Source organism: Aureimonas phyllosphaerae (assembly GCF_047943035.1).
GTDB classification, from domain to species: domain Bacteria; phylum Pseudomonadota; class Alphaproteobacteria; order Rhizobiales; family Rhizobiaceae; genus Aureimonas; species Aureimonas phyllosphaerae.
In genome coordinates this window covers 4,304,489-4,324,647 of sequence record NZ_CP181348.1, presented here as the reverse complement: position 1 = coordinate 4,324,647, position 20,159 = coordinate 4,304,489, and the positions used below count along the sequence as shown (strand labels likewise).

General features: G+C 67.9%; 20 protein-coding genes. 7 read left to right on the top strand and 13 right to left on the bottom strand.

Annotated features, from left to right (window positions below):
* The first annotated feature begins 10 nt into the window (after positions 1-10).
* On the top strand, positions 11-1,450 hold the full coding sequence (locus ACLNGM_RS20750; protein WP_416356409.1) for an Nramp family divalent metal transporter: 1,440 nt from the start codon (positions 11-13) through the stop codon (positions 1,448-1,450).
* 113 nt (positions 1,451-1,563) lie between these two features.
* Here ACLNGM_RS20750 and ACLNGM_RS20745 read toward each other — a convergent pair whose 3' ends face one another.
* From ACLNGM_RS20745 to ACLNGM_RS20735, 3 genes are all read right to left on the bottom strand, one after another.
* Positions 1,564-1,755, bottom strand: a complete 192-nt coding sequence (locus ACLNGM_RS20745; protein ID WP_416356408.1) for a hypothetical protein — start codon at positions 1,753-1,755, stop codon at positions 1,564-1,566.
* Between the two features lie 159 nt (positions 1,756-1,914).
* Entirely contained in the window at positions 1,915-3,744 is a 1,830-nt protein-coding gene (gene typA, locus ACLNGM_RS20740; RefSeq protein WP_090961604.1) for a translational GTPase TypA, read from the bottom strand.
* A gap of 125 nt (positions 3,745-3,869) precedes the next feature.
* Complete coding sequence (locus ACLNGM_RS20735) at positions 3,870-5,918, bottom strand: M3 family metallopeptidase (protein WP_416356407.1); 2,049 nt, start codon at positions 5,916-5,918, stop codon at positions 3,870-3,872.
* 149 nt (positions 5,919-6,067) lie between these two features.
* Between ACLNGM_RS20735 and ACLNGM_RS20730 the strand changes: the two genes are divergently transcribed.
* Positions 6,068-6,556 carry a MarR family winged helix-turn-helix transcriptional regulator gene (locus tag ACLNGM_RS20730; protein ID WP_294641937.1) on the top strand — a complete coding sequence of 163 codons (489 nt, stop codon included), beginning with the start codon at positions 6,068-6,070 and terminating at the stop codon, positions 6,554-6,556.
* A 4-nt stretch (positions 6,557-6,560) separates the two neighbouring features.
* Here the strand turns inward: ACLNGM_RS20730 and ACLNGM_RS20725 are convergent, their stop codons facing one another.
* Both ACLNGM_RS20725 and ACLNGM_RS20720 read right to left on the bottom strand, forming a co-directional pair.
* Positions 6,561-7,577 carry an LLM class flavin-dependent oxidoreductase gene (locus ACLNGM_RS20725; protein WP_416356406.1) on the bottom strand — a complete coding sequence of 339 codons (1,017 nt, stop codon included), beginning with the start codon at positions 7,575-7,577 and terminating at the stop codon, positions 6,561-6,563.
* A gap of 136 nt (positions 7,578-7,713) precedes the next feature.
* Complete coding sequence (locus ACLNGM_RS20720) at positions 7,714-8,934, bottom strand: argininosuccinate synthase (protein ID WP_416356405.1); 1,221 nt, start codon at positions 8,932-8,934, stop codon at positions 7,714-7,716.
* 149 nt (positions 8,935-9,083) lie between these two features.
* On the opposite strand from ACLNGM_RS20720, the gene ACLNGM_RS20715 reads away from it, so the two are divergent.
* Both ACLNGM_RS20715 and ACLNGM_RS20710 read left to right on the top strand, forming a co-directional pair.
* Complete coding sequence (locus tag ACLNGM_RS20715; protein ID WP_090961593.1) at positions 9,084-9,722, top strand: LysE family translocator; 639 nt, start codon at positions 9,084-9,086, stop codon at positions 9,720-9,722.
* Positions 9,722-10,141, top strand: coding sequence for an EamA family transporter (locus tag ACLNGM_RS20710; protein WP_090961590.1), 420 nt, complete (start codon positions 9,722-9,724; stop codon positions 10,139-10,141). The genes ACLNGM_RS20715 and ACLNGM_RS20710 overlap by 1 nt, the downstream gene beginning before the upstream one ends.
* Positions 10,142-10,147: 6 nt before the next feature.
* Here ACLNGM_RS20710 and ACLNGM_RS20705 read toward each other — a convergent pair whose 3' ends face one another.
* The 8 genes from ACLNGM_RS20705 to ACLNGM_RS20670 all read right to left on the bottom strand — a co-directional run bounded on the left by ACLNGM_RS20705 (position 10,148) and on the right by ACLNGM_RS20670 (position 15,704).
* Positions 10,148-10,807 (bottom strand): glutathione S-transferase family protein, encoded by a 660-nt coding sequence (locus ACLNGM_RS20705; protein WP_416356404.1) that lies wholly within the window; start codon positions 10,805-10,807, stop codon positions 10,148-10,150.
* A 46-nt stretch (positions 10,808-10,853) separates the two neighbouring features.
* Complete coding sequence (locus ACLNGM_RS20700; RefSeq protein ID WP_416356403.1) at positions 10,854-11,075, bottom strand: BrnA antitoxin family protein; 222 nt, start codon at positions 11,073-11,075, stop codon at positions 10,854-10,856.
* Positions 11,076-11,086: 11 nt separating this feature from the next.
* Entirely contained in the window at positions 11,087-11,524 is a 438-nt protein-coding gene (locus tag ACLNGM_RS20695) for a hypothetical protein (RefSeq protein ID WP_416356402.1), read from the bottom strand.
* A gap of 31 nt (positions 11,525-11,555) precedes the next feature.
* On the bottom strand, positions 11,556-12,722 hold the full coding sequence (gene rlmN / locus ACLNGM_RS20690) for a 23S rRNA (adenine(2503)-C(2))-methyltransferase RlmN (protein ID WP_416358509.1): 1,167 nt from the start codon (positions 12,720-12,722) through the stop codon (positions 11,556-11,558).
* A gap of 255 nt (positions 12,723-12,977) precedes the next feature.
* On the bottom strand, positions 12,978-13,478 hold the full coding sequence (locus tag ACLNGM_RS20685; protein ID WP_175526792.1) for an invasion associated locus B family protein: 501 nt from the start codon (positions 13,476-13,478) through the stop codon (positions 12,978-12,980).
* A gap of 258 nt (positions 13,479-13,736) precedes the next feature.
* Positions 13,737-14,198 (bottom strand): YkvA family protein, encoded by a 462-nt coding sequence (locus tag ACLNGM_RS20680; protein WP_416356401.1) that lies wholly within the window; start codon positions 14,196-14,198, stop codon positions 13,737-13,739.
* Between the two features lie 83 nt (positions 14,199-14,281).
* A complete protein-coding gene (gene thpR / locus ACLNGM_RS20675) occupies positions 14,282-14,863 on the bottom strand; it encodes an RNA 2',3'-cyclic phosphodiesterase (protein ID WP_416356400.1) in 582 nt (193 codons plus the stop codon).
* Between the two features lie 187 nt (positions 14,864-15,050).
* On the bottom strand, positions 15,051-15,704 hold the full coding sequence (locus tag ACLNGM_RS20670; RefSeq protein WP_416356399.1) for an arylesterase: 654 nt from the start codon (positions 15,702-15,704) through the stop codon (positions 15,051-15,053).
* Between the two features lie 95 nt (positions 15,705-15,799).
* Here ACLNGM_RS20670 and ACLNGM_RS20665 point away from each other — a divergent pair, with 95 nt between their 5' ends.
* From ACLNGM_RS20665 to ACLNGM_RS20655, 3 genes are all read left to right on the top strand, one after another.
* Complete coding sequence (locus tag ACLNGM_RS20665) at positions 15,800-16,513, top strand: ABC transporter ATP-binding protein (RefSeq protein WP_090961571.1); 714 nt, start codon at positions 15,800-15,802, stop codon at positions 16,511-16,513.
* Positions 16,510-19,074 (top strand): ABC transporter permease, encoded by a 2,565-nt coding sequence (locus tag ACLNGM_RS20660; RefSeq protein ID WP_416356398.1) that lies wholly within the window; start codon positions 16,510-16,512, stop codon positions 19,072-19,074. The genes ACLNGM_RS20665 and ACLNGM_RS20660 overlap by 4 nt, the downstream gene beginning before the upstream one ends.
* A 213-nt stretch (positions 19,075-19,287) precedes the next feature.
* A complete protein-coding gene (locus ACLNGM_RS20655) occupies positions 19,288-20,067 on the top strand; it encodes a Bax inhibitor-1/YccA family protein (RefSeq protein WP_416356397.1) in 780 nt (259 codons plus the stop codon).
* Positions 20,068-20,159 lie beyond the last annotated feature (92 nt).

The following is a 20,159-nucleotide window of genomic DNA, read 5'->3' as shown; positions in this document are numbered from 1 at the left end:
AGGAGGGACAATGAGCGATCTCAAAAGGGGAGGGCACGGCTCCGCAGCCGATCTCTTCCCGACCCATGTGCTGGGCCGGCCGGAGGTGCGCGAACTGCCGCCTGCGCCCGCCAACACCGCCAAGCTCATCGGGCCGGGCATCGTAGCCGCGGGCGTCGGCCTGTCGTCGGGCGAGTTCATCCTCTACCCCTACATCGCCAGCCAGGTCGGCATGGCCTTCGTCTGGGCGGCGCTCGTCGGCGTCATGACGCAGTTCTTCCTGAACATGGAGATCGAGCGCTACACGCTGGCGACCGGCGAGACGGTGCTCACCGGCTTCAGCCGCTTCTGGCGGCACTGGGGTCTCGTGTTCGCGCTGATGACCTGTTTCGCCAACCTCTGGCCGGGCTGGGCGACGAGCTCGGCGACCATGCTGTCCTACATCGTCGGGGGCGAGCCGCGCTGGATCGCGATCTGCATGCTCGCCTCCATCGGCCTCATCCTGACGCTCGCGCCTGTCGTCTATGTCATGCTCGAGCGGCTGCAGATGGTGAAGGTCGCCGCCGTCGGCGTCCTGATCCTGATCGCCGCCTTCTTCGTGATCACGGCGGAGGACTGGGCGGCGTTGCCGCAGATCGTGACCACCGCGACGATCCCGACCGAACTCGGCTTCGCGCTTCTTCTCGGCGCGCTGGCCTTTGCGGGCGCAGGCGGCGGGCAGAACCTCTGCCAGTCCAACTGGATCCGCGACAAGGGCTTCGGCATGGGCAAGTACGTGCCGCGCATCATGAGCCCGGTCACCGGTCAGCCGGAAGCTGCCCCCTCGACCGGCTTCGTGTTCGAGCCGACCCCTGAGAACATGGCGCGCTGGCAACGCTGGTGGGGCTTTGCCAATGTCGAGCAGCTCGTCACCTTCGTGCTGATCACCTTCATCACGATCACCTTCACCTCGCTTCTCGCCTACGCCACGGTCTACGGGCAGGAGGGTCTTCCGAACTCGGTGGCGTTCGTGCAAAGCGAGGGGCTCGTGCTCGCCGACAAGGTCGGCGGCTGGTTCGGCGCGCTGTTCTGGTTCATCGGCGCCTTCTCGCTCTTCGGGGCGGCGACCGGCATCGTCGACTACACGGCGCGCCTCGCCGCCGACGTTCTGCGCACAACGTACGTGCGTGGTGCGAACGAGAGCCGTCTCTACTTCTGGATCGTGTGGGGTCTCGTCGCGATCGGCGTCGCGGTGCTGCTCTTCGGGCTGACGCAGCCGCTGGTGCTGCTCGTCATCTCGGCCTGCACGGGCGGCCTGATGATGTTCATCTACTCGGGCCTCCTGATCCTCCTCAACCGGAGGCTTCTGGTCCCGGAGCTTCGTCCCGGCGTCGGCCGCATCGCGGCGCTCGCCTGGGGCTTTCTCCTGTTCGGCTTCCTGTCGATCCTGACGCTCGGCCAGCAGATCCCGAAGCTCTGGGGCGCCGGCTGACATGACAAAAGGGCGGCGCCGGTTCCGGCTCCGCCCTTCATAAGGCCTCCCGCACTCGTGCGCTGCGGGCGATGATCAGCTCGTGCTATCGGCCGGCCGCAGAGGCTGCGCGCTCACAGCTTGGCGTGTGGGTGGCGCAGGCGCGGCGGCTGGCGGAAGAGCCAGGGCATGCCCTGCGTCGGATGGAGGGACGGATCGGACCCGTGCGTGTTGAGCATCGAGGTCCAGGCGTCACGGTTCATGTCCGTGGGTTGGCGGTCGTTGCTGGCGGTGATCTCGCGGCCTTCGGGCGACAGGTACGACATGGCGCTTCCTCCTTGTCGCAAGAACGGAAGGCAGCAGTCGCCGTTCCGCGAAATGATGAAGGAATCATCAAAATGATGAAGTCGTGAACAGCCATCACGACAAAGGGGACGCGGTCGCCCGCGTCCCCTTCGAATTTGTCCGTCTCGTTCGTCCGCCGGTCAGGCGACCTTGCGGCTCTTCTCGAAGCGCTTGCGCTCGTTCGGGTCGAGATAGAGCTTGCGCAGGCGGATGTTCTTCGGCGTGACCTCGACCAGCTCGTCGTCCTGGATCCAGGAGAGGGCGCGGTCGAGCGTCATGCGGATCGGGGTCGTCAGCTTCACCGCCTCGTCCTTGCCGGCGGCGCGGATGTTGGTGAGCTGCTTGCCCTTGAGGACGTTCACCTCGAGGTCGTTGTCACGGCTGTGGATGCCGATGATCATGCCTTCGTAGACCTTCACGCCCGGATCGATGATCATTGGGCCGCGGTCCTCGAGGTTGAACATCGCGTAGGCCACAGCCTCGCCGGATGCATTGGCGATGAGAACACCGTTGGTGCGGCCCGCCAGCGCGCCCTTGTAGGGAGCGTAGGAGTGGAACAGGCGGTTCATGATCGCCGTGCCGCGCGTATCGGTCAGGAGTTCCGACTGATAGCCGATCAGGCCGCGCGTCGGCGCGTGGAACACGAGACGCTGGCGACCGCCGCCCGACGGGCGCAGCTCCTTCATCTCGCCCTTGCGCTCGCTCATCTTCTGCACGACGACGCCCGAATGCTCCTCGTCGACGTCGATCACGACCTCTTCGATCGGCTCCAGCGTCTCGCCGGTCTCCTCGTTCTTCTGCATCACGACGCGCGGGCGCGAGACGCCGATCTCGAAGCCCTCGCGGCGCATGGTCTCGATCAGGACGGCGAGCTGCAGTTCGCCGCGGCCCGACACGAAGAAGGAGTCCTTGTCCTCCGATTCCTCGATCTTAAGCGCGACGTTGCCCTCGGCTTCCTTGAGGAGACGGTCGCGGATCACGCGGCTCGTCACCTTGTCGCCCTCGGTGCCCGCAAGCGGGCTATCGTTGACGATGAAGCTCATGGTCACGGTCGGCGGGTCGATCGGCTGCGCCTTCAGCGCTTCCGTCACCGACGGATCGCAGAACGTGTCGGCGACGGTGCCCTTCTGCAGGCCCGCGATGGCCACGATGTCGCCGGCCTCGGCGTAGTCGATCGGCGTGCGCTCGAGACCGCGGAAGGCGAGGATCTTGGAGATGCGGCCGGTTTCCAGCTGCTGGCTTTCGCCGTTCAGGACCTTGATGGTCTGGTTCGGCTTGATCGAGCCGGACTGAATGCGGCCCGTGATGAGGCGGCCGAGGAACGGGTTGGCCTCGAGGATCGTGCCGATCATCTTGAAAGGCTCGTCCTTGCCGGCGGTGTCCGGCTCGGGAACGTGCTTGACGATGAGGTCGAAGAGGGGCTCGAGGCCCTTGTCCTGCGGGCCGTCCGGGGCTTCCGCCATCCAGCCGCCGCGGCCCGAGCCGTAGAGGACCGGGAAGTCGAGCTGCTCGTCGGTGGCGTCGAGGTTGACGAAGAGATCGAAGATCTCGTTCAGCACTTCCTCGTGGCGCTCGTCCGGACGGTCGATCTTGTTGATCGCGACGATCGGCTTCAGGCCGACCTTCAGCGCCTTGCCGAGCACGAACTTCGTCTGCGGCATCGGGCCTTCCGAGGCGTCGACGAGGATCACCGCGCCGTCCACCATGTTCAGGATGCGCTCCACCTCGCCGCCGAAGTCGGCGTGGCCCGGGGTGTCGACGATATTGATCCGCGTGTCCTTCCACTCCACCGAGGTGGCCTTGGCGAGGATCGTGATCCCGCGCTCCTTTTCGAGGTCGTTGGAGTCCATCGCGCGCTCTTCGGTGCGCTGGTTCTCGCGGAACGAACCCGACTGGGCGAGGAGCTTGTCGACCAGGGTCGTTTTGCCATGGTCAACGTGCGCGATGATCGCGATGTTGCGGAGCTTCATGTGTCAGGTCACCGAAAGGGGTTGAAACGCGTTTGGAGGCGCGTCTCGAAAGAAACGGCCCAAGGACGTCGCGGTCATTGGGCCGTCCATAACGAATTTTTCGCGATTGCGAAAGGTGCCCCTTGTCAGGCGGCGAAACCGCGCTTTCGCATCAGGGCGTCCGGGTCCGGCCCACGGCCCCGGAAACGCTCGTAGAGCGCGGCCGGGTCGTCCGAATTGCCGGCGGCGTAAACATTTTCGCGCAGGCGACGCGCGGTCTCACCATGGAACGGATCGCCGGCCTCGCCGAACGCCTCGAACGCGTCGGCGTCGAGAACCTCCGACCACATGTAGGAGTAGTAGCCCGCCGAATAGCCGTCGCCCGAGAAGATATGGGCGAAGTGCGGCGAGCGGTGGCGCATGACGATCTGCCGGGGCATGCCGAGCCCGTCGAGGATCTCGGCCTCGCGCGCCATCGGATCGGTGGGCGCCTCGCCCTCCCGGTGGAACAGGAGATCGACGAGCGCAGAGGCCGTGAACTCCACCGTGTCGAACCCGGCATCGAAGGTGCGCGCGGCCTCGAGCTTCTTCACCTCTTCGGTCGGCAGCGGCTGGCCGGTCTCGGCATGCAGCGCGTGGCGCTCGAGGATCGCGGGCACCGCCAGCCAATGCTCAAAGAGTTGCGAGGGCAGCTCGACGAAGTCGCGAGCCACCGCCGTCCCGGCGAGCGAGGGGTAGGTGACGTCCGACAGGAGCCCGTGCAGCGCGTGGCCGAACTCGTGGAACAGGGTGCGCGCGTCGTCCACCGACAGGAGCGCCGGCTGGCCCCGGGCGGGCTTGGCGAAGTTGCACACGTTGTAGATCACCGGTGTCTGGCCGCCGTCGATCTTGTGCTGCGAGCGAAGCGCGCTCATCCAGGCGCCCGAGCGCTTGGAGGTGCGGGCGAAATAGTCGCCGATGAAGAGGCCGCGCTCCGCGCCGTCCCGGTCGTGCACCAGCCAGACGCGCGCGTCCGGGTGCCAAGCGCGAGCGTCCGGCAGCGGCTCGAAGGTGAGGCCGAAGAGGCGTCCCGCGACGTCGAAGGCGGCATCGATCATCCGGTCGAGCTGGAAGAAGCTCTTCAGCGCGCCCTCGTCGATCGCGAACTCGGCCTGCCGCCGCTTCTCGGCATAGTAGCGCCAGTCGGAGGCGGCGAGCGGCGCGTTGTCGCCCTCGCCGGCAGCAAGCGCCGCCAGCGTCTGCGCATCGCCCGTCGCGCGCTCGCGCGCCTTGTCCCAGACCCGGCGCAGCAGCGCTTCCACGGCGTCGGGGGTCTTGGCCATCGTGTCGTCGAGCTTGTAGTCCGCAAACGACGCGAACCCTAGGAGCTTCGCCTTCTCGGCCCGCAGCGCGAGGATCTCGGCAAGCACCGGCCGGTTGTCGGTCGCCCCCTCGCGCTCGCCTCGCCGCGTCCAGGCCGAGAACACCTCCTCGCGCAGCGCGCGGTCCGGGCAGTAGGTCAGGAACGGCACGACGATCGAGCGCGACAAGGTGACGACATGTCCACCGAGCCCGCGCTCCTCCGCCGCGTCCGCCATCGCCGAGACGAGGAACGGCGGCAGGCCGGCGAGGTCGCTCTCCGCGACGGGCCGGGCATAGGCGCTCTCGTCGGCCAGCACGTTCTGCGAGAAGCGCGTGCCGAGTTCGGCGAGCCGGGCGTTGATGTCGGCGAACCGCTGGCGATCCTCGCCTTCGAGCCTCGCGCCCGAGCGCACGAAGCCGGCATGGGTGCGCTCCAGAAGGCGCAGGGCCTCCGCGTCGAGACCCAAGTCATGGTGACGCTCGTAGAGGTCGTCGATGCGCGCGAACAGCCTGGCGTTCAGCGAGATGCGCGAGCCATGGCGGGAGAGCTTCGGCGAGACCTCGCGCTCGACCTGCTGGATGCCCTCGTTGGTATTGGCGCCGGCGAGCGTGAAGAACAGACTGGCGACGCGCGAGAGCGGGCGTCCGGCGCGCTCCAGAGCGAGGATCGTGTTGTCGAAAGTCGGGCTCGCCGGGTCTTCGGCGATTGCATCGATTTCGCTCGCATGCGATTCCATCGCGCGATCGAATGATGTGGCAAAATCTTGTGGCGAGAGGGCGTCGAAGTCCGGAAGTCTGTGGTCGCCCGGGAAAACGAAGCGGGAATCGAACGCTTCAATCTGGGATTCTGTCATTGTTAGAACCATTTTAGAAGAATCGTCCCTTGCCCGTAGCCATCGAATGAAGGACACGGTCTCAAGAGATACAAGGACTTCCCGCCCCGGCAAAAGCAGGGCCGGACGTTGGGTTATGAAGAAGGCGGCGGTCAGTGCCAGACTTGACGATGGGAAATGCGTTCGGGTTTCTTCTCGGCGACACGTCGCGACTCTTTCGACAATATTTCGAAAAGACCATCGCGGAAAACGGCCTTGGTCTCACGCCCGGTGAAATCCGCGCCCTCGGCCACGTGATCCGCTTCCGCGGCTCGCGCCAGGCGATCCTCGCCGAGCGCATGGGCGTCGAGCCGATGACCCTCTCGGCCTATCTCGATCGCCTCGAGGCGCGCCAGCTGATCCGCCGCGCCATGGACCCGAACGACCGCCGGGCCAAGCTGATCGAGCCGACCGACGAGGCGTTCCGCATCATGCGCGAGCTCGACCCGCTGTTTGACCAGATCTACGGCTCCGCGATGCAGGGGCTGTCGCCCGACCAGATCCAGGTGGCCGGCGAGGTGCTGCGGGCGATCCGCGCCAACCTCAGCAACGACCCCCAGCTGGAAGAGCCGATCAACCTCCTGTGCACGACGGCGCCGAAGCCCGACGCCGCCGCCTGATCGCCTATTCGGCGGCCGCAGCCAGCGGCCGGCTGCCGATCGCCTGCATCGCCTCGGCGGCCAGTGCGAAGGAGCGCACCCGCGACGTGTGATCGTGGATCTGGCCGGTCAGGATCACCTCGTCCGGCCTATAGCGGTCGACCAGCTGCTTCAGTCCGTCGCGTACGCGATCCGGCCCGCCGACGACCGACACCCGCAGAGCCTCGTCGACCATCGCCCGCGCACCGGGCTCCAGCACCGCATCGATATCGTCCACCGGCCGCGGCAGCGGCCCCGGCTGGCCCGAGCGCAGCCGCGCGAAGGCCTGCTGCATCGAGGACTGGAGACGTCGCCCTTCGGCGTCCGTGTCGGCCGCGAACACGTTGATCGCCAGCATGAAGTGCGGCTTGTCGAGTTCCTCGGACGGGCGGAACGTCTGGCGATAGACCTCCGCCGCATCGTCCAGCGCCTGCGGGGCGAAGTGCGAGGCGAAGGCGTAGGGCAGGCCGAGATGGGCGGCGAGCTGCGCGCCGTAGAGGCTGGAGCCGAGAATCCAGACCGGCACATGGGTCCCCGCGCCCGGCACCGCGCGCAGCCGCTGGTTCGGCTCGGCATCGGCGAAATAGGCCATCAGCTCCAGGACGTCCTGCGGGAAGTTGTCGGCGCTCTCGAGGTTCCGGCGCAGGGCGCGCGCCGTCATCATGTCAGTGCCGGGCGCGCGGCCGAGCCCGAGGTCGATCCGGCCGGGATAGAGCGTCGCCAGCGTGCCGAACTGCTCGGCGATCACCAGCGGCGCATGGTTCGGCAGCATGATGCCGCCCGACCCGACGCGGATGGTCTTCGTGCCGGCCGCGACATGGCCGATCACCACCGCCGTCGCGGCGCTCGCGATGCCCGTCATGTTGTGATGCTCGGCCAGCCAGTAGCGGTCGTACCCGAGCCGTTCGGCGTGGCGCGCGAGATCCAGCGAGTTCGCCAGCGCATCGGCTGCCGTGCCGCCTTCGGGAATGGGCGACAGGTCGAGAACGGAATAGGGGATCATCGTTCGCCTTCCATATGATTTTCCCCAAGGTGGGGGTGCGCCGGGCCGATGGAAAGGGGCGGCGGCCGGAACGGGCCGCAACGAAAAAGGCCGGCGGATCGCTCCGCCGGCCCTCCTCATGTCTGTCCGGCGCGGCTCAGAGGCCGTTGCGCTTGGCGAGCGTGCGCAGGCGCAGGGCGTTCAGCTTAATGAAGCCGGCGGCGTCCTTCTGGTCGTAGGCGCCCTGATCGTCCTCGAAGGTGACGAGCTTGTCGGAATAGAGCGACTTCGGGCTGGTGCGGCCGGTGACCATGACGTTGCCCTTGTAGAGCTTCAGCGTCACCTCGCCCTCGACGTGTTCCTGGCTCCGGTCGATCAGGGCCTGCAGCATCTCGCGCTCCGGCGAGAACCAGAAGCCGTAGTAGATGAGTTCGGCGTAGCGCGGCATCAGCTCGTCCTTGAGGTGCGCGGCCCCCCGGTCGAGCGTGATGCTCTCGATCGCGCGGTGCGCGGCCAGCAGGATCGTGCCGCCCGGCGTCTCGTAGACGCCGCGCGACTTCATGCCGACGAACCGGTTCTCGACGAGGTCGAGGCGGCCGATGCCGTTGTCGCGGCCATAATCGTTGAGCTTGGCCAGCAACGTGGCCGGCGACAGCCGCTCGCCGTTGATCGACACCGCATCGCCCTTCTCGAAGCCGACGGTGATGACTGTTGCCTTGTCGGGCGCGGCCTCGGGCGAGATCGTGCGCATGTGCACGTATTCCGGCGCCTCGACGCTCGGGTCCTCCAGCACCTTGCCCTCCGAGGACGAGTGCAGGAGGTTGGCGTCGACGGAGAAGGGCGCCTCGCCCTTCTTGTCCTTGGCGACCGGGATCTGGTTCTTCTCGGCGAAGTCGAGAAGGTCGGTGCGAGACTTGAACGCCCAGTCGCGCCACGGGGCGATGATCTTGATGTCGGGGTTCAGCGCATAGGCCGACAGCTCGAAGCGGACCTGATCGTTGCCCTTGCCGGTCGCGCCGTGGGCGATGGCGTCGGCGCCGGTCTTCCGGGCGATGTCGATCAGGTGCTTGGAGATCAGCGGCCGGGCGATCGAGGTGCCCAGCAGATAGACGCCCTCGTAGACCGCGTTGGCGCGGAACATCGGGAACACGAAGTCGCGCACGAACTCCTCGCGCACGTCCTCGATGAAGATCTCCTTGATGCCGAGCATCTCGGCCTTGCGACGTGCCGGCTCCAGTTCCTCGCCCTGGCCGAGGTCGGCCGTGAAGGTCACGACCTCCGCGCCGAGCTCCGTCTGGAGCCACTTCAGGATGATCGAGGTGTCGAGACCGCCGGAATAGGCGAGAACCACCTTCTTAACGTCGCGCGGAAGAGCCATGCTGATCGTGATCCCAGTTCGGATGCCGTTGCGGCCGATCTGACGGAACTTGGCCGCAGGCGCAAGCGCGGATTGCGCGCCGGCCGTCTGGCCGTTCCTCCCGTTCGGCGGTATGGAGAAGCATCCGCCGCTCACGGGTTCGAGAGCCAATGACGTTCCTGCCGGACTTGTCCGCCCTTCTCGCCTTCACGGTGGCCGCCGTCGTGCTGACGATCACGCCCGGCCCCGACATGACGCTGTTTCTCGGGCGAACGCTGGCGCAAGGGCGCACCGCCGGCTTTGCGGCCTATTGCGGCGCCTGCACCGGCTCGCTCATCCACACGACGCTCGCCGCGGTCGGCCTGTCGGCGCTCATCGCCGCATCGCCGGAGGCGTTCCTGGCGCTGAAGGTCGTCGGCGCGGCCTATCTCGTCTGGCTCGCGGTGCAGGCGATCCGCCACGGCTCGTCGCTCTCCGTCGAGCGCGCCAAGGCGCCGCCGCAGTCCTTTGCGGCCAACTGGGCGACGGGGATCGGGATCAATCTCCTGAACCCCAAGATCATCCTGTTCTTCGTGACGTTCCTGCCGCAGTTCGTCGCCGTCGGCGACCCGCATGCGGGCTCGAAGCTCTTCTTCCTCGGCGTCTACTTCATCCTTGTCGCGACGCCGATCACGGTCGCGATGATCTTCGCGGCCGACCGGATCGCCGCGACCCTGAAGGGCAAGCCCGCGGTGATGCGCTTCATCGACTGGCTGTTCGCCTCGGTCTTCTCCGCCTTCGCGATCCACATCCTCCTTGCCCGCGCCTGATGGGCTGGCTCGGCTGGGCGTTGGCCTCGGCGGCCTTCGCGGCCCTCACGGCGGTGTTCGGCAAGGTCGGCGTCGCCGGCGTCCAGTCGGACTACGCGACCTTCCTTCGAACGCTCGTCATCGTCGCGCTGATCGCGGCGATGGTGACGGCGGGCGGCCATTGGCGCTCGCCCGCTGATCTTCCCGGCCGCTCGCTCGTGTTCCTGGGGCTGTCGGGGCTGGCGACCGGGGCGTCGTGGCTCTGCTACTACCGCGCGCTGCAACTCGGACAGGCGGCGCAGGTCGCGCCGATCGACAAGCTGTCGGTCGTGCTGGTCGCCGTCTTCGGCGTCGCCTTTCTTCAGGAGCGGCTGAGCGCCGCCAATTGGGCCGGCATCGCCCTGATCGCGGGCGGGACGATCCTCGTCGCCTGGCGCTGATGCGCCTCACGCATAGGCGTAGGGGCCGCCGCGCTCCAGCGCAGCCCGGAAGGCCGGTCGCGCGTGGACCCGCTCCACGAAGGCGGCCAGATGCCGGCGCTGTCCGAAACCGATGCGCGCGCCGGCCGCCTCGAGCGGAAAGCTCATCATGACGTCGGCGAGCGTCGGCTCCGGGCCGGCGAACCAGCCGGTCTCGGCGAGCGACGCGTCCCAGTTGTCGAGAAGATCGGCGAGGCGCGGGGCGAGAAGGTGGGTGTCGACGCCCTTCATCAGCGCCTTGGCCACGGGCCGGACGATGAACGGCGCCTGGCCGGGAATGCGCGCGAAGACGAGTTTCATGAAGAGCGGCGGCATGGCCGAGCCCTCCGCGTGATGGAGGAAGTGCTGCATCCGCCACCAGTCGGCCGAGCCACGCTCGGGCTGGAACCGGCTGCCGCCATGGGTCTCGGCGACGTAGGTGACGATGGCGCCGGTCTCGGCCAGCGTCAGCTCGCCCTCGGTCAGGACGGGCGATTTGCCGAGCGGGTGGACCCGCTTCAGTTCGGGCGGCGCAAGAAGGCTCTTCAGCCGCTCGTAGCGCTTGACCTCGTAGGGTACGCCTAGCTCCTCGAGGAGCCACAGGACGCGCTGCGAGCGCGAGTTGTTCAGGTGATGGATGGTGATCATGCCCGGCGAACTGGCACGATCGCCCCCTTTGCCAAGGTCGGCGGGTCTATTTGCCGGCCGCCTTGCGCAGGGCGTCGGCCATGCGGTCCTGCCAGCCGGGACCCTCCTCCTGGAACCACTCCAGCACCTCGGAATCGACGCGCAGCGTCACCTGCTCGCGCCGTCCGGGAATGGCGACCGCTTCGCGCACGCGCTCGGGCGCCTTGGTGGTCGCGGCCTTGAAGGCGGCCTCGGCGGCATCGCGGGGATTGGTCGGGCGTCGGGCCATGCGGCGAGCTCTCACGTCTGCGGGGGAAGGGAAGGGGTGTCGCGCCGACGCCAGCGGCCTGCGCCATGCCCGGCGACGATCCAGTAGACGAGGCCGAAGGCAAGGCCTGCGACGATCATGGCGGTTTCGAGCGCCGCGCTCCCTGCGCCCGGCGGAATACGCGCAGCGGCAAAGCCGCCGGCCAGCCCCGCCGCCGCATGCAGGATCAGCGAGCGCTGCCCGAGCGCCTCGGTCAGTACCATGAAAAGGCCCCAGGGGATCAGCGCCAGCGTGCCCACCTGCGCGGCCTGCGCGAAGAAGCCGAAGACCAGTTCCGTCCAGACGAACGGATCGACGCTCGCGGACGCCGGCAGATCGATGAACGGCCACAGGAGCGCGAAGCTCGCAGCAAAGCACGCCAGCACGAAGCCGGTCGGGATCAGGAACAGGAAGCGCAGGACCTGGATCACCGGAGACGCGTCGAGCCGGCCGAGCAGGACGTCACCCTGCGACCGCCGCCTCCAGCGCCAGCCTATCGCCGCGCCTCATGCGCTCCGACTCCGACTTCAGCTGGCCGCAGGCGGCGAAGATGTCGCGCCCGCGCGGCGTGCGGATCGGCGAGGCGTAGCCGGCCTGGTTCACGAGATCGGCGAAGCGCTCGATCTGGTCCCAGTCCGAGCACTCGTAGGGGCTGCCCGGCCAAGGGTTGAAGGGGATCAGGTTGATCTTGGCCGGGATGCCCTTCAGCAGCCGCACGAGTTCGCGCGCATCGGCAAGGCTGTCGTTGACGCCCTTTAGCATAACGTATTCGAAGGTGATGCGACGGGCGTTGGAGAGGCCGGGATAGGCGCGGCAAGCGTCCATCAGGTCCTTGATCGGGTACTTCTTGTTGATCGGCACGAGCACGTCGCGTAGCTCGTCCGTCACCGCATGGAGCGAGATGGCGAGCATCACGCCCATCTCCTCGCCGGTCTTCTCGATCATCGGCACGACGCCGGACGTCGACAGGGTGATGCGGCGCTTGGAGAGCGCCAGACCGTCGCCGTCCGACACCACGGCCAGCGCCGACTTCACGTTGTCGTAGTTGTAGAGCGGCTCGCCCATACCCATCATCACGACGTTGGACACGAGGCGCCCCTCGGAGGGCACGATCGCGCCCTGCGGCGTCGAGGCGTCGGGGAAGTCGCCGAGCCGCTCGCGCGCCGTCAGCACCTGGCCGACGATCTCGGACGGCTCGAGGTTGCGCACGAGGCGCTGCGTCCCGGTGTGGCAGAAGGTGCAGGTGAGGGTGCAGCCGACTTGGCTGGAGACGCAGAGCGTGCCGCGGCCTTCCTCGGGGATATAGACGGTCTCGATCTCGACCGGGCGTCCGGCGCCGCGCGAGGGGAAGCGGAACAGCCACTTGCGCGTGCCGTCGACGGAAATCTGCTCCTCGACGATCTCCGGCCGCGCGATCTCGAAATGCTGGTCCAGCGTCGCACGCAGGTCCTTCGAGACGTTGCGCATCTCGTCGAAGTCCTTGACCCCGCGGACATAGAGCCAGTGCCAGAGCTGCTGGACGCGCATCCGGGCCTGCTTGGCGGGGATGCCGGCTTCGATCAGCGCCACGCCCATGTCCTCGCGCGACAGGCCGAGAAGGGAACGCTTGGCGGGGGCGGGGGCCGGCATCGCGCTCGGGCGGACGGCCTGCGCCGAGGTCGTGAGATCGATCGACACGCTCATGGATGCACCTTGCCCGCGCGAGGCTGCGATCGGCCCCGCTTTTCGTTCTGCGTTTCGTCTGGATCGGTTTCAAATGATCCGAAACGCGCGGTTTCGCAAGAGCTTGGGCGCGATTGCCTGCCATGCAGCCATGCGCGGACACGAAAAAGGCGCCGGTCAGCCCGGCGCCTCGGATCGTTTCGGGCCGTCGCGGCCGATGGCTTACTTGCAGTTCGCCAGCGAGTTGATCGCGGCCGTCACGCCAGAAAGCGAATAGGTGTAGTTGGTCTGCGTGCCGCGCTGCGACACCGCATCCACCTTCATCGCCTTGCCGGACTTCAGGGCGGCGACCAGCTGCGGCTCCTCGGCGGCGTTCTCGACCCAGGCGCTCTCGCCGCGCGTGAATAGCGTGAACTTCTTGCCGTCGATGTCGACCATGACCTTGGAGCCGTCCTTCATCGGATAGCCCATGACGACCTGCGGCTCGTAGGCCTTCTTGTTGCTCGGCTTCTGGGAGACGAGGAAGAAGATGTCGCCGTGATCGACGCTCGCCGGCTGCTTCGTCTTCGGCGTCGAGAGAATGTAGCAGACTTTGGAGCCGCTGGAGTCGTAGGAGTAGCTGCCCCAGTCGTTGAACTGGTTCACGCGGGTCGGGGTCTGGGCGGCAGACGCCACGCTGGAGAGCGCCACCATCGCCACCGCTGCCGTCAGAGCATGTTTCATGGAGTTCGTGTCCCCGCTTGGTCCGGAATGCCATTGGACGCACGACCTTCGAGAGGCCGAACGCGCTCGTGGCCGCAGGTTGGGCGATAAGCCTTTCCACAGGGTAAACGAACCGGAAAGTTCCGAACGGGCATTCGAAACTTCATCGCGTCCCGGCAAACGACCGTGCGCGGCTGCGGCCCGCTCACGAGCGACCATCGCGACGTGGACGGAACGAATGGGGCGATAGTGGGACGCCGGGGCTGGCCGGCCCAAGCCTCAGGCCGAGCGCGTCGCCTCGTCGCCCTCGTCGCGCAACGTGTCGCGGGCGCGCTCGTAATGCTCGGGCCGGATGTTCTTCTGCACGGCCGTGAAGGCGGCGAGGAGAACCGCGGCATCGTCGGTGAAGCCGAGGCCGACGATGAAGTCCGGCACGACGTCGAACGGCAGGACGAAATAGGCGAGGGCCGCCAGAAGAATGCCGCGCGAGGCCGCCGGGGTCTGCGGGTCGAGCGCGCAGTGATACGAGGCGACGACGTCCTCCATGAAGGGGATGTGCCGGGCGGCGCGCTTGAGCGTCGAAAAGAAGCCCTTGCGGACGCGCCGCTCCTGCCGGGCCTGTTCGGCCTCGTCGCCGGGCAGGAGGATTTCGCCGACCAGCACCTTGTCCGGGGCACCGAGGGTCGTTGTGCCGGTCTCGCTCGTCGTGTTGCCGGCGATCGGCCCGCCTTCGCTCGTCATGCCCGTCTCCTCGAAATCGATGGCCTCCGCGCCCGCCGATATGGCGCGGTCCCGGCCGGGTTTCAAACCGGCCGGGTCGGCCGTCAGCGGGCGGCCATCGCCAAGGTGCCCGTGTCGCGCTGGCTGGGCAGGGCGTCGAGCGGGAAGGCCTCTTCCATCACGTAAGGCCCACCGCCGACCGACTCCTTCGATGAAAAGAGCACGAAGCGCGAGGCCTGGAAGGTCGGCGCGCGAAAGCCGCCGCGCAGCGCGAGATAGTGCGCGACCTCCTCGCTCTTGCCGTTTCGCAGGCGCGCCAGCGTGACGTGGGGCGTGAAGCGGCGGGGGTCGGCGGGAACGCCGAGGCGCTGCAGGATGCGGTCGATCTCGCCCTGCAGGAGGTCGAGCGGCTGGGACGGCTCGACATCGGCATAGACCGAATGGGGCTTTTTGCCGCCGAAGGCGCCGAGACCGCGCAGCGTCACCGGGAAGGGCGCGCGCGAGACGCGGTCGAGCGCGGCGACGATCTCGTCGGCGAGACGCGCCTCGATGTCGCCGATGAAGCGCAGCGTCAGATGATAGTTCTCGGCGTCGATCCAGCGGGCGGAAGGCAGGCCGCCGCGCAGGAAGGACAGGGACATTGCGGCGTCACGCGGAATTTCGAGGGCGGTGAACAGTCTCGGCATTGGACGATCCTTCCCGTTCGGGGCCACGCTCGAGACCAGGCGCCTGCCTGTCACGCAAACGCGACCAAGTGCCTTACCCGATCGAAACTTTCATCACGGATCGTGGACTTCAAGGCTTGGCCGAGGCTTCTGCACAGAAGCGGTCCCGGCGTTGCTGCGATGCACCGCGCCGTGGGGGACGGCGGCGTCAGCCCTGCGCGCGGGCGCTCGCCTTCAGCGCCTCGATCACCTGCGGCAGAATGCCCTTGACGATCACGGCCACGCCCTGCGCGTTCGGGTGCATGTAGTCGGCCTGGTTCAGGCTGCCGTTGCCTGCGACACCCTCGAGAAAGAACGGATAGAGCGGCACACCATGCTTGGCCGCGAGCTCGCCGTAGATCGGGTTAAACTTCGCGGCGTAGTCCGGACCCATGTTGGGCGGGCTGATCATGCCGGCGAGAAGCACCTGCGTGTTCGGCCGCGCCTTCAGCTTGGTCAGGATGGCGTCGAGATTGTTGCGGGTGACGTCCGGGCTGACGCCGCGCAGGGCGTCGTTCGCCCCGAGCTCCACGATCACGACTTGAGCGTCCGCCGGCACCGACCAGTCGAGCCGGGCAAGGCCCCCGGTCGTGGTGTCGCCCGACACACCCGCGTTGACGACGCGGGCGGGATGCCCGGCAGCGTTCAGCGCTGCCTGGAGCTGGTCGGGAAAGGATTCGCCGGGCCCGACGCCGTAACCGGCCGACAGGCTGTCGCCGAAGGCCACCACCTGCGGTGCGGTCTCCTGCGCCCGCGCCGGCGCGCAGAGCGCCAGGCCGAGACCGATCGTCACGAAGGCGAGAAGCGATTGGAAGCGCTGCATGGGCCACCCATATTCCGCGTTGCGGCACGACGCCCCGCTCGCCCGAATGAGGGCCCGAGACGCGTGTCCGAGCACGATATAGGAAGGACGTCGCCTTGGCTGAAGCAGCGGTCCGGTTACGAAATGTTCAACTGACGCTGGGAACGGGCCGCAGCGCGGTGCATGTCCTGAAAGGCATCGACCTCGACGTCGCGCGGGGCGAGTCTGTCGGCATCGTCGGCCCCTCGGGCTCCGGCAAGTCGACGCTCCTGATGGTTTTGGCGGGCCTCGAGCGCGCGGACGACGGCCTCGTCGAGATCGCGGGCCAGGCGCTCGGGCCGATGAGCGAGGACCAGCTCGCCGCCTTCCGCGGGCGCCATGTCGGCATCGTCTTTCAGTCGTTCCACCTCATCCCCAACATGACGGCGCTCGAGAACGTCGCCGTGCCGCTCGAGCTTGCCGGTGTTCCCGACGCCTTCGCGCGGGCCGAGCGGGAGCTCGCCGCCGTCGGTCTCGGCCAGCGCGTCACCCACTATCCCGGCGAACTCTCGGGCGGCGAGCAGCAGCGCGTGGCGCTCGCCCGGGCCCTCGCGCCCGAGCCCGACATCCTGATCGCCGACGAGCCGACCGGAAATCTCGACGGCGAGACGGGCGGTCAGGTCGCCGATCTCCTGTTCTCCGAGCAGGCCCGGCGCGGCATGACGTTGATCCTCGTCACCCACGACAAGACGCTCGCCGCGCGCTGCGGACGCGAGGTCGCCGTGCGGTCCGGCGTGATCGAGCGCGGGTCGGCCCCCGCCGCCGCAGCCTTCGCGGAAGCCGCGCAGTGAGTGCAGCCGCGCCCTCCGCGCGCTCACGGGCCGGTGTCGCGCTCGCGCTCCGCTTCGCCCTGCGCGAGATGCGCGGCGGCCTGCGCGGCTTCGTCATCTTCCTCGCCTGCCTGACGCTCGGCGTCGCCTCGATCGCCGCGGTGAATTCCGTGTCCGAGATGATGACGACCGGCATCCAGCGTGAGGGCCGCACGATCCTGGGCGGCGACATGCGCTTCGGCCTGAACCAGCGCCAGGCGAGCCCGGAGGAGCGGGCCTGGATCGCCGGCTACGGCACCGTCACCGAGATCGGCTCGCTGCGCTCGATGGCGCGCCTGCCCGACGGCTCCAACCAGACGCTGAGCGAGGTCAAGGCGGTGGACGGGCTCTACCCGCTCTACGGTGCGATCGGCTCGGAGCCGGCCACGCCGCTGCCGGATCTCCTCGCCGAGCGGAACGGCCGCTTCGGCGCGCTCGCGGCACCCGAGTTCTTCGATCGCCTCGGCATCGCCCCCGGCGCGACGATCCGGCTCGGCAACATCGAGATCGAGCTGAGCGGCGTCCTGACGGGCGAGCCGGACGTTCTGTCCGACGGCTTCAACTTCGCCCCGCGCCTTCTGGTCTCTCTGGATGCGCTGGCCTCGTCCGGCCTCGTCCAGCCGGGGTCGCTCGTCGAATACGACTACAAGCTCCGCTTCACCGACCTGGCGACCGACCCGAACGCCGTGAAGGCCGAGGCCAACCAGCGCTTTCCGCAGGCCGGCTGGAGCATCCGCGACGCCAGCGAGGCCGCACCCTCGCTCCAGCGCAACATCGAGCGCTTCTCGCAGTTCCTGACGCTTGTCGGCCTCACCGCGCTGGTGGTCGGCGGCGTCGGCATCGCCAACGCGGTCGCCGCCTATCTCGATTCCAAGCGCACCGTGATCGCGACCTTCAAGAGTCTCGGCGCGAGCGGCCGCTTCGTGGTCACGATCTACCTCGTCCAGATCCTGATCCTCTCGACGGTCGGCATCGTGCTCGGGCTGCTCCTCGGGGCGACGGCGCCGTTCTTCGCCGCGCGCTTCCTCGAAGCCCATATCCCGATCGCCGCCGAGGCCTCGGTCTATCCCGGCGCGCTGCTGCTTGGTGCGCTGTTCGGCTACCTCACCGCGCTCGCCTTCGCGATCCTGCCGCTTGGGCGTACGCGCGACATCGCGGCGACGGCGCTCTTTCGCGCCAACGACGGGCCGGGAAGCCTTCGCATGCGCTGGGCCTATGCCGGCGCGGCACTGAGCCTTGCCGCCGCGATCGCCGCGCTGGCGCTCGTCATGTCGAGCGACAAGCGCGTGGCCGGCGTGTTCCTCGTGGCGACGGGCGTCGCGTTCGTGATCCTGCGCCTCGTGGCGATGGCGATCCGCTGGGGCGCAGCGCGCCTGCCGCGCGTGCGCTCCACCCCGCTGCGGCTGGCGATCGGCAACATCCATCGTCCCGGCGCGCTGACGGCCTCGGTGGTCCTCTCGCTTGGCCTTGGGCTGACGCTCCTCGTCACGCTCGCCTCGATCGACCGCAATCTTCGAAGCGGGATCGGCGGCACCCTCGCGGCGCGCGCGCCGAACTTCTTCTTCGTCGACATCCAGTCCGCCGAGGTCGAGCCGTTCCGCGCCAGGATCGCCGAACTCGCGCCGGGCTCGACCCTGACCGACGTGCCGATGCTGCGCGGGCGCATCACGCAGCTACGCGGCGAGGACGTGTCGAAGATCGAGGTGCCGCCGGAAGGCGCCTGGGTGCTGCGCGGCGACCGCGGCATCACCTACGACGCGACACTGCCCGACGGCGCACGGCTGACGGCGGGAGAGTGGTGGCCGGCCGACTATGCCGGCGAGCCGCTCGTGTCGTTCGCCGCCGAGGAGGCGGGCGAACTCGGCCTGAAGCTCGGCGACACGATCACCGTCAATGTGCTCGGCCGCGACATCACCGCCCGCATCGCGAACCTGCGCGAGGTGCAGTGGGAGTCGCTCGCGATCAACTTCGTGATGGTCTTCTCGCCCAACACCTTCGCAGGCGCCCCCCATGCTTGGCTCGCGACGCTCGACATGGCGAACGACACTGCCGACGCCGAACGCGCGGTCCTGTCGGGTATCTCCAACACTTTTCCGGCGGTGACGACGGTGCGCGTCAAGGATGCGCTGGACGCCGTGAACGCGCTCGTCGCGCAACTGGCGCTCGCGATCCGCGCGGCGGCGGCCGTGGCGCTCGTCGCCTCGGTGCTGGTCCTTTCGGGGGCGCTCGCGGCCGGCAACCGGGCGCGCGTCCACGACGCGGTGGTGCTGAAGACGCTTGGCGCGACGCGCGCGACGCTGATCCGCGCCTACGTGACGGAATACATGTCGCTGGGGGCGGCGACCGCGCTGTTCGCCGTCGGCGCCGGGGCGCTCGCCGCGTGGTACGTCGTCGCGCGCATCATGCGCCTGCCCTTCGCCTTCGACGGCGGGCTCGCGCTGATGACGCTGGTGGCCGCGCTGGTCCTCACCGTCGGCTTCGGGCTGGCAGGCACCTGGCGCATCCTCGGCCAGAAGGCTGCGCCGGTTCTCAGGGAGCTGTGATCTGCAAAACGCGGTTAACGCCCGCCAAATAACGGAAATTTAATCGCCAAAGCCGCGTTACGGCAGTCTGCGGGCTCAGCGACGGCCTTGTGAACGGGGGAGCACCTTCGCATATTCCACGGCAAAGGCAGCTGCGAGTCCCGCCAGCGGCGCCTCGGCCCGATCGCGGGCCGAACGACACCCGACGGGACGATACGCGAAAGGACGACGTTGATGGCTGAAAAATGGAACCAGGGCGTAAGGAGCGTTCCGGCTGCTGGCAGCCGGGTCGACGCCTCGATCGACCAGGGCCTGCGGGCCTACATGCTCAAGGTCTACAACCTGATGGCGATCGGTCTCGTCATCACCGGCGCGGCGGCCTACGGCCTGTTCTCGCTGGCGACCACGACCGACCCCTCGCTGGCGGCCGCTGAGATCAACGGGACCATGCTGACCCAGCTCGGCGTGACGGTGTTCGTCTCGCCGCTGAAGTGGGTGCTGATGCTGGCGCCGCTGGCGATGGTGTTCTTCCTGTCGTTCCGCGTCCACAAGATGAGCGTCTCGGCCGCGCAGACGACCTTCTGGGCCTATGCCGCGATGGTCGGCCTGTCGCTGTCGACGATCTTCCTCGTCTACACGCAGGAATCGATCGTCCAGGTGTTCTTCATCACGGCCGCCTCGTTCGGCGCGCTCTCGCTCTTCGGCTACACGACGAAGCGTGACATGTCGGCGATGGGCTCGTTCCTGATCATGGGCGTCTTCGGCATCGTCATCGCGATGCTCGTCAACATCTTCCTGCAGTCCTCGGCGCTGGGCTTCGCGATCTCGGTGATCGGCGTCCTCGTGTTCGCCGGCCTCACGGCCTACGACACGCAGCGCATCAAGGAGATGTACTGGGAGGGTGACGACACGCTGGTGGCCGGCCGCAAGGCGATCATGGGCGCGCTGTCGCTGTACCTGAACTTTATCAACATGTTCATGTTCATGCTGCAGCTCTTCGGCAATCGCGACTGAGCGATCCCGGCCGAGGTCGGACAGATGGAAGGGCGGCCCTCGAGGCCGCCCTTTTTCGTGGGCCATTCCGGTCTTCGCGTTGAGAGGCGGGG

What these genes read in the sequence shown, in the direction of transcription:
- rlmN (WP_416358509.1), bottom strand. Translation starts at nt 12,722, where the DNA reads ATGCCGGCCCCCGCCCCCGCCAAGCGTTCCCTTCTCGGCCTGTCGCGC.
- ACLNGM_RS20725 (WP_416356406.1), bottom strand. Translation starts at nt 7,577, where the DNA reads ATGATCCCCTATTCCGTTCTCGACCTGTCGCCCATTCCCGAAGGCGGC.
- ACLNGM_RS20730 (WP_294641937.1), top strand. Translation starts at nt 6,068, where the DNA reads ATGGGAAATGCGTTCGGGTTTCTTCTCGGCGACACGTCGCGACTCTTT.
- ACLNGM_RS20670 (WP_416356399.1), bottom strand. Translation starts at nt 15,704, where the DNA reads ATGCAGCGCTTCCAATCGCTTCTCGCCTTCGTGACGATCGGTCTCGGC.
- ACLNGM_RS20710 (WP_090961590.1), top strand. Translation starts at nt 9,722, where the DNA reads ATGGGCTGGCTCGGCTGGGCGTTGGCCTCGGCGGCCTTCGCGGCCCTC.
- ACLNGM_RS20705 (WP_416356404.1), bottom strand. Translation starts at nt 10,807, where the DNA reads ATGATCACCATCCATCACCTGAACAACTCGCGCTCGCAGCGCGTCCTG.
- ACLNGM_RS20700 (WP_416356403.1), bottom strand. Translation starts at nt 11,075, where the DNA reads ATGGCCCGACGCCCGACCAATCCCCGCGATGCCGCCGAGGCCGCCTTC.
- ACLNGM_RS20745 (WP_416356408.1), bottom strand. Translation starts at nt 1,755, where the DNA reads ATGTCGTACCTGTCGCCCGAAGGCCGCGAGATCACCGCCAGCAACGAC.
- typA (WP_090961604.1), bottom strand. Translation starts at nt 3,744, where the DNA reads ATGAAGCTCCGCAACATCGCGATCATCGCGCACGTTGACCATGGCAAA.
- ACLNGM_RS20750 (WP_416356409.1), top strand. Translation starts at nt 11, where the DNA reads ATGAGCGATCTCAAAAGGGGAGGGCACGGCTCCGCAGCCGATCTCTTC.
- ACLNGM_RS20715 (WP_090961593.1), top strand. Translation starts at nt 9,084, where the DNA reads ATGACGTTCCTGCCGGACTTGTCCGCCCTTCTCGCCTTCACGGTGGCC.
- ACLNGM_RS20720 (WP_416356405.1), bottom strand. Translation starts at nt 8,934, where the DNA reads ATGGCTCTTCCGCGCGACGTTAAGAAGGTGGTTCTCGCCTATTCCGGC.
- ACLNGM_RS20680 (WP_416356401.1), bottom strand. Translation starts at nt 14,198, where the DNA reads ATGACGAGCGAAGGCGGGCCGATCGCCGGCAACACGACGAGCGAGACC.
- ACLNGM_RS20655 (WP_416356397.1), top strand. Translation starts at nt 19,288, where the DNA reads ATGGCTGAAAAATGGAACCAGGGCGTAAGGAGCGTTCCGGCTGCTGGC.
- ACLNGM_RS20685 (WP_175526792.1), bottom strand. Translation starts at nt 13,478, where the DNA reads ATGAAACATGCTCTGACGGCAGCGGTGGCGATGGTGGCGCTCTCCAGC.
- ACLNGM_RS20735 (WP_416356407.1), bottom strand. Translation starts at nt 5,918, where the DNA reads ATGACAGAATCCCAGATTGAAGCGTTCGATTCCCGCTTCGTTTTCCCG.
- thpR (WP_416356400.1), bottom strand. Translation starts at nt 14,863, where the DNA reads ATGCCGAGACTGTTCACCGCCCTCGAAATTCCGCGTGACGCCGCAATG.